Source organism: Buttiauxella sp. AC142 (assembly GCF_979253435.1).
Map to the genome: position 1 here is coordinate 3,462,895 of NZ_CEEDCH010000001.1, position 12,924 is coordinate 3,475,818.

The 12,924-nt window shown below is 49.1% G+C and carries 17 protein-coding genes and 1 pseudogene; 12 read left to right on the plus strand and 6 right to left on the minus strand.

Annotated elements, in window-relative coordinates; translation table 11 throughout:
• Positions 1-138: 138 nt before the first annotated feature.
• The 3 genes and pseudogenes from AC0IWZ_RS16095 to uraH form a co-directional block, all read right to left on the minus strand.
• Positions 139-648, minus strand: coding sequence for a hypothetical protein (locus AC0IWZ_RS16095; RefSeq protein WP_471678931.1), 510 nt, complete (start codon positions 646-648; stop codon positions 139-141).
• A gap of 201 nt (positions 649-849) precedes the next feature.
• Positions 850-1,080: pseudogene (locus AC0IWZ_RS16100) on the minus strand (IS3 family transposase); the annotation flags it as partial.
• Positions 1,081-1,293: 213 nt separating this feature from the next.
• Positions 1,294-1,695 carry a hydroxyisourate hydrolase gene (gene uraH, locus AC0IWZ_RS16105; RefSeq protein ID WP_115627524.1) on the minus strand — a complete coding sequence of 134 codons (402 nt, stop codon included), beginning with the start codon at positions 1,693-1,695 and terminating at the stop codon, positions 1,294-1,296.
• A 442-nt stretch (positions 1,696-2,137) separates the two neighbouring features.
• On the opposite strand from uraH, the gene AC0IWZ_RS16110 reads away from it, so the two are divergent.
• From AC0IWZ_RS16110 to AC0IWZ_RS16120, 3 genes are all read left to right on the plus strand, one after another.
• Positions 2,138-2,425: a helix-turn-helix domain-containing protein gene (locus AC0IWZ_RS16110; RefSeq protein ID WP_471678930.1), complete on the plus strand. Its 288-nt coding sequence runs from the start codon at positions 2,138-2,140 to the stop codon at positions 2,423-2,425.
• Positions 2,426-2,564: 139 nt separating this feature from the next.
• Entirely contained in the window at positions 2,565-3,209 is a 645-nt protein-coding gene (locus AC0IWZ_RS16115; protein ID WP_410373968.1) for a Qnr family pentapeptide repeat protein, read from the plus strand.
• A 167-nt stretch (positions 3,210-3,376) separates the two neighbouring features.
• On the plus strand, positions 3,377-4,237 hold the full coding sequence (locus AC0IWZ_RS16120; protein ID WP_471678929.1) for a PA4780 family RIO1-like protein kinase: 861 nt from the start codon (positions 3,377-3,379) through the stop codon (positions 4,235-4,237).
• Between the two features lie 82 nt (positions 4,238-4,319).
• On the opposite strand, the gene AC0IWZ_RS16125 is transcribed toward AC0IWZ_RS16120, so the two are convergent.
• Complete coding sequence (locus tag AC0IWZ_RS16125) at positions 4,320-4,568, minus strand: DUF4282 domain-containing protein (protein WP_410373966.1); 249 nt, start codon at positions 4,566-4,568, stop codon at positions 4,320-4,322.
• A gap of 291 nt (positions 4,569-4,859) precedes the next feature.
• On the opposite strand from AC0IWZ_RS16125, the gene AC0IWZ_RS16130 reads away from it, so the two are divergent.
• The 3 genes from AC0IWZ_RS16130 to alaE all read left to right on the plus strand — a co-directional run bounded on the left by AC0IWZ_RS16130 (position 4,860) and on the right by alaE (position 6,472).
• On the plus strand, positions 4,860-5,384 hold the full coding sequence (locus tag AC0IWZ_RS16130) for a rhodanese family protein (RefSeq protein ID WP_471678928.1): 525 nt from the start codon (positions 4,860-4,862) through the stop codon (positions 5,382-5,384).
• Positions 5,385-5,456: 72 nt separating this feature from the next.
• Positions 5,457-5,636, plus strand: coding sequence for a hypothetical protein (locus tag AC0IWZ_RS16135; RefSeq protein WP_471679119.1), 180 nt, complete (start codon positions 5,457-5,459; stop codon positions 5,634-5,636).
• 380 nt (positions 5,637-6,016) lie between these two features.
• Positions 6,017-6,472 carry an L-alanine exporter AlaE gene (alaE, locus tag AC0IWZ_RS16140; RefSeq protein ID WP_034497865.1) on the plus strand — a complete coding sequence of 152 codons (456 nt, stop codon included), beginning with the start codon at positions 6,017-6,019 and terminating at the stop codon, positions 6,470-6,472.
• 45 nt (positions 6,473-6,517) lie between these two features.
• On the opposite strand, the gene AC0IWZ_RS16145 is transcribed toward alaE, so the two are convergent.
• Entirely contained in the window at positions 6,518-6,859 is a 342-nt protein-coding gene (locus tag AC0IWZ_RS16145; protein WP_034497867.1) for a DUF2002 family protein, read from the minus strand.
• Positions 6,860-7,018: 159 nt separating this feature from the next.
• Between AC0IWZ_RS16145 and AC0IWZ_RS16150 the strand changes: the two genes are divergently transcribed.
• Positions 7,019-7,345 (plus strand): ElaB/YgaM/YqjD family protein, encoded by a 327-nt coding sequence (locus AC0IWZ_RS16150; RefSeq protein ID WP_034497868.1) that lies wholly within the window; start codon positions 7,019-7,021, stop codon positions 7,343-7,345.
• A gap of 116 nt (positions 7,346-7,461) precedes the next feature.
• On the opposite strand, the gene pdxR is transcribed toward AC0IWZ_RS16150, so the two are convergent.
• Entirely contained in the window at positions 7,462-8,793 is a 1,332-nt protein-coding gene (pdxR, locus tag AC0IWZ_RS16155) for a MocR-like pyridoxine biosynthesis transcription factor PdxR (protein ID WP_471679118.1), read from the minus strand.
• 132 nt (positions 8,794-8,925) lie between these two features.
• Between pdxR and AC0IWZ_RS16160 the strand changes: the two genes are divergently transcribed.
• The 5 genes from AC0IWZ_RS16160 (at position 8,926) to nrdE (ending at position 12,920) form a co-directional block, all read left to right on the plus strand.
• Positions 8,926-9,354, plus strand: coding sequence for a carboxymuconolactone decarboxylase family protein (locus tag AC0IWZ_RS16160; RefSeq protein WP_034497884.1), 429 nt, complete (start codon positions 8,926-8,928; stop codon positions 9,352-9,354).
• Positions 9,355-9,821: 467 nt separating this feature from the next.
• Positions 9,822-9,980, plus strand: a complete 159-nt coding sequence (locus AC0IWZ_RS16165) for a hypothetical protein (RefSeq protein WP_156104903.1) — start codon at positions 9,822-9,824, stop codon at positions 9,978-9,980.
• Between the two features lie 176 nt (positions 9,981-10,156).
• On the plus strand, positions 10,157-10,393 hold the full coding sequence (nrdH, locus tag AC0IWZ_RS16170) for a glutaredoxin-like protein NrdH (protein WP_034497886.1): 237 nt from the start codon (positions 10,157-10,159) through the stop codon (positions 10,391-10,393).
• The gene (nrdI, locus tag AC0IWZ_RS16175; protein ID WP_034497888.1) at positions 10,390-10,800 is read left to right on the plus strand and encodes a class Ib ribonucleoside-diphosphate reductase assembly flavoprotein NrdI; all 411 of its coding nucleotides are present in this window, start codon (positions 10,390-10,392) and stop codon (positions 10,798-10,800) included. The genes nrdH and nrdI overlap by 4 nt, the downstream gene beginning before the upstream one ends.
• The gene (nrdE, locus tag AC0IWZ_RS16180) at positions 10,773-12,920 is read left to right on the plus strand and encodes a class 1b ribonucleoside-diphosphate reductase subunit alpha (RefSeq protein ID WP_034497890.1); all 2,148 of its coding nucleotides are present in this window, start codon (positions 10,773-10,775) and stop codon (positions 12,918-12,920) included. Before nrdI ends, nrdE begins: the two co-directional genes overlap by 28 nt.
• Positions 12,921-12,924 lie beyond the last annotated feature (4 nt).

The following is a 12,924-nucleotide window of genomic DNA, read 5'->3' on the forward strand; positions in this document are numbered from 1 at the left end:
GATAACATCGGGCCAGGCCAGAAAGGATAATAATCCATACGTGTTTGAATTTTTTAAACCATAATATCAGCGACAGTTATTTACGAATAAATCATAAAAGAACCCGCTCGCGAAGCGGGTTTTCCAATTTTTAGTTACCTACAACACTATATCGCACGTAGTCGTGAATTTTTTGATCGCTTTTTTGGCAAATGAAACAGAGCCAGATCCTGAAGAAACCTGATTCCCATTCTTATCAATAACGCCCACTAAAAAATCTGAAGTTGAAGACTGGCTACTGAGTTGTTTTAGTAATGTTTTTATCTTGTCAGTTTCTTTACTTGTGAGCTGAATCTCACTGGCGTTACGACGTGACAAAACAGTATCAAAGGTTATCAGACTATTATCGTAAGTCTTAACCAGCGCCTTATAAGGCAAAGGTGTGCTAATGACAGTAGTGGGATCTATTTCCACACGGTTTAACGATAATTTGCTTTTGGTACAATCAAAAATAAGATACTGATGACTATTTGCAATCTCTCCAATCATCATGGCTTTCTTACCTGAAGTGAAAATATCCTCTTCAGTCGTAGTTTTCCAGGATGCCTGAGCATAAGGGAGGTACGCGATATTGATAGCTGCTACAATGTATATCACATTCTTAAACATAACATGGCTCCACTAAATATTGCATATTAAGGATTTTCATAGGAATCTGTTTGATTAATATGGCTTTATTCATTCAGTGAATGTAATAATGTTGTTGCATGTAATTTAATTATTAAATGGGTTTAAATTGCCACCTTGCTTTTAGAATTCAAAGTTAATAATGGCGCAGCTAAATTTTCTATCTGAATCGCCACCGATTACCTAGACATTTCCGAGCCGTTGATAATATTGGTTTTCATATTCTGTCGGTGATATCCGATCGCTCGAACCATGCCGACGCTTACTGTTATAAAACATTTCGATGTAATCAAAAATATCGCTGCGCTTCTTCCCGCGTGCCGTAGATCTTTTTCTTTATCAGCTCGCGATTCAGTAGTTGGAAAAAGCTTTCTGCAACCACGTATGGTGACTGTTACCGCAACGGCTCATGCTACGGCCTGATCGGAACGTGCAATCCCAAGGGTATCGATCCGGAGGCTTATCTGCGTCAGTAGTTACCAGAGCCATATGATGAAGGCGAAAGCCCGCTTAATGAAAGTTACGCGGGCTTTTTTGTGTCTGCGATTTGTACCGGCCCCATAAAAAAGCCACCAGCAAATGCCAGTGGCCATCAATAAACTCAGGCTCAATTAACGATGGTTGAACTTAACTCCCCCGGTAAGTTGAGTAACCGTATTGACTCAACAACAAAGGGATATGGAGTTTTTGATTCGTCTTTGTGACGTTGAAAATCACGGGAACAGATGGGAAGAATGTTTCCTGATTATTTGCTTTGAAATAATCCCCCACTTTAAAGGTCACTTTATAGATGCCAGGTTCCATATCACCAGCGTCCGGGAAAAGTGATTTGATTCTGCCGCCGGTATCCGTTTTCGAAGTCGCAAGATGCTTCCACGAAGAACTCTCTTGTTTGTCCAACTCGACGACTACGCCTTGCGAAGGTAAACCAGTCTGTTGGTTGAGAATATGGACACTGAGCGTTCCTTCGGGTGCTGCAAGTACGCTGAAGCTGATCAAAGAGAGAATAGAAGCCGCTAAAATTTTCATCGCGTTAACCTGTTGTGAATTTGTTAACGGATTATATGAACCTATACGCATAATAAAATTAAACTTTTTGTTATATGTTTGCATCTTGCAGCCTGCGACTGGCGCTGCTTCTTTGCAATTCCTGCAACGCAGAAACATTCTTTGGAAAACAACTCGCATTCCGTCTATTAGCGGGTTGGTTAACATCTTCTATTTACGATATAGTCGCCACCGCTGCGGCAAAATCCGCAGCCGGGATTTGCACCCCGCCAGAAACTACAAGGATTACTCAGTGTTCGCATTGAGTGTCAATGCCTCTGCACACCCGTTCAATGGTGACTCAGGCAGGGCAGCTTTCGGGCTGGCCGGTGTCCTTGTAGGCCGGTAGTGCAAACCCTGTCTGGGTTACCACCAAGAGATTTGCACCTCTGGTGGTAGCTGTTATCACTACAAGGAGATGTAAATGACACTTTCACACAGCCCCACTTTCCTGCCCTTCCAGGACTGGCACCCAGCCGACATCATCGCCGCACTGCGTAAAAAAGGCACCTCACTGGCAGCCGAATCCCGCGCCGCGGGTTTAAGTTCATCAACGCTTGCCAACGCCCTGACACGCCCGTGGGCAAAAGGGGAACTGCTAATAAGCAAAGCGATTGGCGTACCCGCAGAAACCATCTGGCCGAGCCGCTATTTTGACCCGCAGACCCACGCGCCAGTCACAAGGCTAATGCGCACACGTCATCCGAAATAAACGATTAGCGCCATCCGCCAGGCTATTGCGAGCGGGTGGCGCAACGCTCCACACAAAAAACGTCCCCCAAACCGTTTTCCCCCTCTCTCAATTCAGTTACAATAAATCATTGACTGTATAAATAAACAGGTTAATTGCAATGAATCTGGCTTTGAATGGCGAAAAAGTGGGTCGTAATCAGTTTACCGGCGCGAAAATTGAGAACAGCACTTTCTTTAACTGTGACTTTTCAGGCACGGACCTGACCGGTACCGAGTTTATTGGCTGCCAGTTTTATGACAGAGAAAGCCAGCAAGGTGGCAATTTTAGCCGGGCAATCCTGAAAGATGCGGCCTTCAAAAGCTGTGATTTATCGATGGCAGATTTCAGAAACGCCAGCGCACTGGGTATTGAAATCCGCGAGTGTCGGGCGCAGGGCGCGGACTTTCGCGGCGCAAGTTTTATGAATATGATCACAACTCGCAGCTGGTTTTGCAGTGCCTATATCACCAAAACCAACTTGAGCTACGCCAACTTTTCAAAGGTGGTGCTTGAGAAGTGCGAACTATGGGAAAACCGCTGGAATGGCGCTCAGATACTCGGCGCGACATTTAGCGGTTCCGATCTCTCCGGCGGTGAATTTTCTTCATTTGACTGGCGTGCGGCCAATTTTACCCATTGCGATTTGACCAATTCAGAACTGGGCGACCTGGACGTGCGAGGCACCGATTTACAAGGCGTTAAGCTGGATAATTATCAGGTAATCCAGATAATGGATCGCCTGGGGATCACAATTATCGGCTAGGTTCATTTCATGGCACCTGTTCAATTAAATGCTCACCTGCGGACAAGCAATAAAATACATATAGTTACGGTATTCCTACCGATGCGGCCTGAAAATCTCCCACATTTTCTCGTATCCTCAACGGTGCTATTGGTACGAAAAGCGTCAGAAATAAGGTATAAAGCGGCATGAAAATCCCAAATAGAATCCAACCGCTGGTTGATGACGGGCTGATAGACGATGTTCTTCAGCGCCTGAAAAGCGGTAAAGAAGCTGACGTTTACACTGTTTTATGCGGTGACAAAATCCAATGCGCCAAAGTGTACAAAGAAGCGACGCAACGTAGCTTTAAGCAGGCGGTGCAATACCAGGAAGGGCGTAAAGTCCGGAATAGCCGTAATGCTCGTGCTATGCAAAAAGGCTCGAAGTTCGGCCGCAAGCAGCAGGAAGAAACCTGGCAAACAGCAGAGGTTGAGGCGTTGTTCCGTCTGGCAAATGCGGGGGTTCGCGTGCCGCAGCCCTACCTGTGTATCGACGGTGTGTTGTTGATGGAGTTGGTCACCGATGCTGACGGCGCAGTCGCACCACGTCTGAGCGACGTCACCCTCGACGAAGAAACCGCGATTGCAGATTTCAACACCATGATCGGCAATATCGTACGCATGTTGTGCGCAGGTCTGGTGCATGGTGATTTATCGGAATTTAACGTGCTGCTCGATGCCCACGGCCCGGTCATTATCGACTTGCCACAAGCCGTTGACGCCGCCGCCAATAACCACTCCGAGTCCATGTTTGAACGCGATGTGAATAACATCACCGAATACTATGGCCAGTTCGCCCCGCAATTATTGAAAACGCGATATGCGAAAGAGATTTGGGCGTTATATGAAGATGGAAAGCTCACGCCAGAAACGGTGTTAACCGGCCTCTTCGTTGAAGAACAACATGACGTGGATATGGATTCTCTGATGGATGAAATCATCACAGCAGAAGATGAATATTACGACCGTCAGCGAGCAGCCAAAGAGCGCGATCAGCAATACGAATGATGGCGTTAGGAATTAAAAGCCCGCATAGCAATAGTTACGCGGGCTTGTTTGTTTTTTACGCAAGGCGTCATTAACAAAAATATTAGTTGGTTTCAGTCAAGTGATCAGCAATACGCTTCAGATACTCGTTATTTTTAAACGCGATCATGATCAATTCAAAACCGACACGCACGCCTAATGAACCGAGGATCAGGGCGAGGATACCTGCGATCATCTGCCCCGCAAACATAGTGATCACAGCAGAGATAAGGATTGAAATTAAACTTAACCAATACAGTACAACCAGAAGTTTTGGAGTAATCAAACTTTCAAAAAAGAAGATATTTTTCATGTTATTCCATTAAGTATTATAAAAACCAACCATGTTTATACTTTCTATACCAAACCGACAAATTATATTCTCACCCAGGGATTCCAACAACAAATTTCAATTAAAATGCCGATACCAACAGGTCGTTTCAGATATTAACTATAGCAGCAAAAATAATTCACAATAGGAATTAACCAATCGCTGTAAATATTAACGAGGTAAACTCAATCACGTGCATTTTTTCTCTAAAAGTGATTCCATACGCCAGATTATCAGCACGTTTAAAGGCATTTACAGTCCATGAGGAACAACATGACTATCGAGACTATTTCCCCGGCACAAGCCAAGATTCTGGTCGCGCAAGGTGCCGCGCTGATTGATATCCGTGAACGTGATGAATATGCCCGTGAGAATATTGAGCAGGCCCATTTGCTGTCGCTTTCCGCGATTGAAAATGGCGACCGCCTCGGCCCGTTCGATCCCTTCGATACCGTCATTTTTCACTGCCAGTCTGGGGCGCGAACTGCGCAGAACGCGCAAAAGCTGGTTGATGCCGTGGCTCCGGCAAAAGTCTTTCTGCTTGAGGGCGGTCTTAATGCCTGGAAAAAAGACGGGCAGGAAATACGTGCAGATAAATCACAACCCCTGCCGTTAATGCGTCAGGTGCAAATCGCCGCAGGGTCACTGGTGCTGGCGGGTGTGATACTCGGCTTTAGCATTCATCAGGGGTTCTTTTTACTTTCCGGTTTTGTTGGTACGGGATTGCTGTTTGCAGGGATAAGTGGCTTTTGCGGTATGGCTCGCTTATTGGAAAAAATGCCCTGGAATCAGCGTTAATTCGACTGCTTTGGACTATGGTTAACCATATATCTCTCCATCAAAATGAGGTTGGCTATGTCTAAAACAAGTGTGTTTAAAGCAGGCGATTTGGTGCAACCGAAAAAAGGCGGCCCGAAATACGAAGTTCTGGATGTTCAGGGAGATATGCTGTTCTGCACGCCCAGAAGTATTTTGACCGGTGAAACCGTCACACTAAAAGCTGAAGACGTTGCGCTGTATAAAGAAGACGGTGATTTCGGTATTTGCTAGCCATGAATGATACAGGCGGGCCAGGTTTCCCGCCTGAAATCCTGGCTGGATATGCAACAACGCTATCCGCCATTTTTGTCGGATGACGCTACGCTTTTCCGACCTACAAAATCATTTCCCCCTTCCTCGTTCTTCAAGAAAAGTAACCATCTGAATTTCAACAATAAAAAATAAGCGAAACGACAAAATCAGGAAACACTGCCTGTAATGTCTCATTTAGCGCATTTTATCGACCAAATGCGATTAAATAAAAATTTATCGCTAATTGCCTGTTTACTTGCAGAGATATAACCTACTCACGATCAACAACCTAACCATTCACACTGTAATTAACATGTTAATTCAGTGTTTATCGCTACTTTCCGTTCGGAGCCAGAATAATGTTTTCTCCTGAGTCACGCTTGCGCCATGCCGTCGCTGATACTTTCGCGATGGTAGTGTATTGCTCGGTTGTGAACATGATGATTGAGATATTTCTCTCAGGCATGAGCTTTGAACAGTCACTCTCTTCGCGTCTGGTCGCCATTCCAGTCAATATTTTGATTGCCTGGCCGTATGGCTTTTATCGCGATGCATTTATGCGTTTCACCAAACGCTACAGCAATGCAAGCTGGGCGAAGAATCTCGCCGATGTGTTGGCTTACATTACGTTTCAGTCACCCGTTTATGTCGTCATTCTGTGGTCGGTGGGTGCGGACTGGAACCAAATCGTCGCAGCGGTCAGCTCGAATATTGTGGTTTCAATGCTGATGGGTGCGGCTTACGGCTATTTTCTCGATTATTGCCGCCGCTTATTCCGCATCAGTGGTTATCGGAATGCAAAAGCGGGAGTTTGATATTTAGCAGTATGGAGGCGTGGCTCACCACAACGCCTCTTCCAATTAGTGCTCGCCAAACAAGCCTGAAAGATAACGCTCCAGCGCAATGCGTGAGCTAAAACCATGTGGAATGCCGTAATGTTGGTGCGTTTCACCCGCCAGATAGAGCGGAAATTGCTGGTAATGGTCGCAGGTTTTCACGTCCGTCGCGGGATCTGCCAGGGTCTGGCTTCGTTCTTTTAATGTTGGATGAATAATCAGAGCAGTGCGCCCCATGCGCGCTTCGCGATTGACATAAACATAGTTTTCGCCACGGCGATAGCCGTAGGTTTTGGGTGTCACGATATCCATGGTAAAACCGGCTTTTTCAAGAACGCGGGCCACCTCATCAGGTCGTAAATACATAATTTTTCCTCGTCATCTTCTATTGCAGCGCAACCTTACAATAACCAGCATTAGCAACGCTTTCAGATTAGTCCATAAAGACCAGATAAGAGCGTGAACCCAGTCATTACTAAAAATTATGGTCTACACTGAAAAGTACATCGCAAAAAGGAGAAAACAATGTTTAACCGAGTCAATCGAAATGATGTAGATGAAGGTGTTGACGATATCAACCATGACGTGAACCAACTGGCCGATACGCTGGAAGAGGTTCTTAAATCATTCGGTAGCGATGTTAAAGAGGAAGGGGAAGCCGCCCGCAAAAAAGCGGAGTCTCTGTTGAAAGAGACGCGCGCTCGCCTTCAGGGTCGCACTCGAGTCAAACAGGCCGCCTGCGACGCGGTCGGTTGCGCAGACACCTATGTCCGCGATAAACCGTGGCAGAGCGTGGGTATTAGCGCCGCTGTCGGTATTTTCATCGGCGCTCTGTTAGCGTCGCGTCGATAGTCAGTTTGACGGTTACAGAGTCACTTCGGCTTTCATAAAGTGTAGTGATAATAAATATGCGTCTGACCCCGGAATTAATTCCGGGGTTTTTAGTTTTGTAGGGTGGATAAGCGTTTTCAGGAAATGGCTTCACGCAGTTGTTTCGCGGCTTTCAGCGCCATGGCCTGCGACGTCAGATTAGTAAAACTCATCAATATTCCCCCTTCCCCGTTTGAAACCATGCGCCAGTCACTTAACGCCTGCACCGCAAGCCCCGATGCACGCGCTTTTGCGACTAACGCACGGTCGTCACCGTTTACACGCATCACCATCTGAATGCCTCCCGCCTGGGGAACGACATCAAACCCCTGCTGTTGCAGTGCGTGTTCGAGCCATAGCCTTCGCTCGCTGTAGCACAAACGCATCTTTTTCAGGTGCCGCCAGAAGTGGCCTTCGCGAAGGAAATCGGCAATGGTCTGCTGAACAAGCAACGGCGCGGTGCAGGGCAAGAAATGCGTGTGTTGCGAGAATGCCTCGACCTGTTGCTGCGGCACCACCAGCCAGGCGACGCGCAGCGCGGGAAAGAGCGATTTGCTGAATGTTCCTGCATAGATAACGCGCTGCGGGCCATCGAGGCTTTTTATCGGCGGGAGCGGTTTGCCGTGGTAGCGAAACTCACTGTCGTAATCATCTTCAATCACCCAACTTTGATTTTCCGCTGCCCAGTCGAGCAACTGGTGACGGCGGTTAAGCGACAGCGCAACCCCCAATGGGCTTTGATGCGCGGGCGTCAGCAATGCAAAACGGGCATCCGGGAAATGGTTAACGCCGTAGTCAATTTGCATCCCTTCACCATCGACCGGAACCGGATGCAACGACATCCCCGCTTCGGCAAAAACCGGGCGCACATAGCGGTAGCCGGGATCTTCCAGCCAGATGCCATCTCCGGGTTTTGCCAGCGTATGGGCCACCAGACGCATAGCGGCCTGAAATCCTGAAGTGATGAAAACCTGTTCTGGCTGGCAGTCGATACTGCGTGAAAAACGCAGGTAATCTGCAATCGCCTGGCGCAATGTCGATTCGCCATTCGCTTCCGGCAAGAGCAAATCGAAACGAGTTTGCAGGCGCAGTCGTCGCCCCATAACGCGCGACCAGAGTGCGCGAGGAAAAGCGTCCAGAGCCGGTAATCCCATCTGGAATGGGCGCGGTGCGCCCTGCGGTTGGCTGGTTGGCGTCGCGAGATTGTTGGCACCACTCGTCGCGGACGGGCTAACGAACGTTCCCGCCTGGCCACGTCTTTCCAGCCATCCTTGTGCGACTAATTCACCATAGGCATTTTCGACGGTTGCCCGCGCGACACCAAGTTCAAGCGCCATTGTCCGGCTGGAAGGCAGGCGGCTACCGGCGGCGAGTTCCCCATCACTAATGGCTTGTTTTAGTTGCCGTGCTATTTGCTGGTAACGCGGGATTGCGTGGTGAGCGCTTACTATCGGTTCGATCGACCTTGCCATTATGGCCTGCTTTATTAGTTAATTTATGGCTCTCTTTAGTAGTCCATCATAGTGCTAAATTGTCGGCATACCAATACGAGGAATAAAACCATGATTGAATTACGCCAACCTTACTACGACCTTTCTCCTGCCGTGTTTAAGCCAATGCTTCAGGCACTGAAAGGTCTGGAATCCAGCTCGCTCGGTTCAACACTAATTGAACTGGTTTTCCTGCGCGTCTCGCAAATTAACGGCTGCGCCTATTGCCTGGAGATGCATTCTAAAGCCTTGCGCAAAGATGGCGTCGAGCAGACCAAACTGGATGCCCTGGCAGGCTGGAAGGTGAGTAATCACTTCAGCGACAAAGAGCGTGCCGCGCTGGCCTGGGCAGAAGCGGTGACGCTGATTACCGAAGGGGCGGAAGATGCGGTGTATCAGCCGCTGCTGCAATTCTTTACGGCACAAGAGATCAGTGATTTGACCTTTACTGCGAGCCTGATGAACGCGTTTAACCGCCTGGCGATCAGTATGCGTATGTAGTTTATCGCCCTCACCCCGGCCCTCTCCCTCGGGGCTGTCTCTCAGTCACATCTCTGTGAGTTGTGGGACAGTTCCGTTCACCCGGTGTTCAGTGTTTTATATAGCCACTGAACCGGTGAACGACTTAGGGTGGCCACCGTCGCCACCCTAAGAACCCGGACTCCCGGCAAATCAATCGCCGCAAGCGGTAAACCTCCATTTTGTCTCCGTGTCCAGGTCGGTTGCGATTCGCTCCGGGCGATCGCGCCCTCCAGCCGTTCCCGACGGCTGGACCCGGCCACCTGGAGTCAAAATGGAGGCAATTGAAGCCGGAACCAGAGGTCAACGTCAAAACCGAAAGATCACACCGAGCCGGTTTTGACCTTGTTCCCGGTATAAATTGCCCCAGTGTTCCCCATAAGTCAGGGTTGAGCTGCCGGGAGCAGCGAAAGAGAGCGATCGTCGGGAACGAGTCGCGAACGACCCTGATGTTGGGGATAAGCTGGGGTTTACCGCGCAGCGGCAATTTAATCACCGGGCGACGGGGTCGCCAGGGGGATGTCGTTATCCACCTGGCACGTTCACCGTTTGCGGGAATGAAAGAGATTACTGAACACACGGGTGAACGGAAAATCGGCAAGGCTTAAAGATCTCACCCTGACAAAATTGCCAGGGTGACTTGTGTATCAGAGACAGCCAGGGGGAGAAAGCTGTGGTGAGGGCCAATTCCTCCCTTATCTAAAAATACTATATCTTGTATGGTTGATAATTTTCCCACCCACATCTAGTATTCATATTCTCAACCACAGAGAGAATAAGAATCATGCGCATTACCATATACACTCGAAATGACTGTGTTCAGTGCCATGCTACCCGCCGTGCAATCGAAAGCCGTGGGTTCACATTTGAGATGATTAATCTCGATGTAAACCCAGAGGCGGCCGACGATTTGCGTGCTTTGGGTTATCGCCAGTTGCCGGTTGTGATCACCGAGCAGGAAAGCTGGAGCGGGTTTCGCCCGGATATGATTAACCGCCTGCAAACCCGAGCCACAGCATGAGCAATCTCGTCTACTTCTCCAGCACCTCGGAAAATACTCTGCGTTTTATCGAACGCCTGGGTTTGCCCGCGCTGCGCATTCCGTTGGATTTCAAACAACGGTTGGAAGTGACGGAGCCTTACATCCTGATTGTGCCGAGTTATGGCGGCGGCGGAATTGCCGGTGCCGTACCCGCACAAGTGATCCGATTTTTAAATAACCCCAACAATCGGGCATTACTGCGCGGCGTGATTGCCAGCGGTAATCGAAACTTCGGCGAAGGGTTTTGCCGGGCGGGCGATGTGATAGCCCAAAAATGCCAGGTGCCGTATCTCTATCGTTTTGAGTTACTCGGCACCGACCAGGACATTGAAAACGTGCGTAAGGGAGTCAACGAATTTTGGCAACGACAGAAGCTATCCGCCTGACGGCGAACGAAAGCGCGGATTATCACGCGCTCAACGCCATGCTGAATCTTTATGATTCCCAGGGGCGCATTCAGTTTGAGAAAGACCACCTGGCGGTGGAGCAATTCCATCAGCAATATGTGCTGCCCCGCTCGCGCCAGTTTGCCAATCCGCAGGCGCGCCTGGAGTGTCTGGTGGCTGAAGGCTATTACGACAATGCGGTGCTGCAACGTTACCCGAGAAGTTTTGTGGTCGGCTTATTTGAGAAAGCACATCACAGTGGGTTCCAGTTCCAGACTTTCCTCGGCGCGTGGAAGTATTACACCAGCTACACGCTGAAATCTTACGATGGCAAAGAGTATCTGGAACACTTCCCCGACCGTGTGTGCATGGTGGCGTTAACGCTGGCTCAGGGTGACGAAAAGCTGGCACTGCAATTAATGGATGAAATGCTCAGCGGACGCTTTCAGCCTGCGACACCCACATTTCTTAACTGCGGAAAGATGCAGCGTGGTGAGCTGGTTTCCTGTTTCTTGCTGCGTATTGAAGACAATATGGAGTCCATTGGGCGCGCGGTAAATTCTGCGTTGCAGCTTTCAAAACGCGGCGGAGGCGTGGCGTTTTTACTCTCAAATTTACGCGAAGTGGGCGCGCCGATTAAACGCATCGAAAACCAGTCATCCGGCGTGATCCCGGTGATGAAAATGCTCGAAGATGCATTTTCTTATGCGAATCAACTGGGTGCGCGCCAGGGCGCGGGGGCGGTTTATCTCCACGCTCATCACCCGGATATTTTGCGTTTCCTCGATACCAAGCGTGAAAACGCTGACGAAAAAATCCGTATTAAATCGCTTTCGCTAGGTGTTGTGATCCCGGATATCACTTTCCAGTTAGCGAAAGATAATCAGCCCATGGCGCTGTTTTCGCCTTACGATGTCGAGCGGATTTACGGCAAGCCGTATAGCGATATTTCAATTAGCGAATGCTATGAAGAAATGCTGGCTGATGAGCGCATCTGCAAAACCTTTATTAATGCCCGTGAGTTCTTCCAGCGCCTGGCGGAAATTCAGTTTGAATCTGGCTATCCGTACATCATGTTTGAAGATACGGTAAACCGTGCAAACCCGATTGCTGGCCGCATCAACATGAGCAATTTATGCTCGGAAATTCTCCAGGTTAATAGCGCATCGACGTACGACGAAAACCTCGATTATGCGCAAGTTGGGAAGGATATTTCCTGTAACCTCGGATCGCTGAATATCGCGCATACCATGGACTCACCTGATTTTGCCAGGACCATCGAAACCGCGATTCGCGGCCTGACGGCGGTTTCTGATATGAGCCATATTCGCTCAGTGCCGTCGATTGAAGCCGGAAATGCCGCGTCCCACGCCATCGGCCTTGGGCAGATGAATTTGCATGGTTATCTGGCCCGGGAAGGCATTGCTTATGGCTCGCCGGAAGGGCTGGATTTCACGAACTTCTATTTCTACACCGTCACCTGGCACGCCGTCCGCGCCTCAAATTTGCTAGCTCGCGAACGTAAACAGCGCTTCGCCGGTTTCGAGCAATCGCGTTATGCCAGTGGTGAGTATTTCCGCCAATATCTGCAAGAAAACTGGCAGCCAAAAACCGAGAAAGTGCGCGCTTTATTTGCCAGGGCCGGAGTCGCCATTCCCACCCGCGAGCAGTGGCAGCAGTTGCGCGATGATGTGATGGAATTCGGGCTGTATAACCAGAATTTGCAGGCCATTCCGCCGACCGGTTCTATCTCTTATATCAACCACGCGACCTCGAGCATTCACCCGATTGTCTCGCGTATTGAGATCCGCAAAGAAGGTAAAACGGGGCGTGTTTACTACCCCGCCCCGTTTATGACCAATGACAATCTGGAGTTTTACCAGGACGCGTATGACATCGGCCCGGAAAAAATCATAGATACCTACGCCGAGGCCACGCGCCATGTCGACCAGGGCTTGTCACTGACGCTGTTTTTCCGTGATACCGCCACCACTCGCGATATTAATAAGGCGCAGATATACGCCTGGAAAAAAGGCATTAAAACGCTGTATTACATTCGCTTACGCCAGATGGCGCTGGAAGGAACAGAAGTCCAGGGCTGCGTGTCCTGCGCTTTATAAGGAG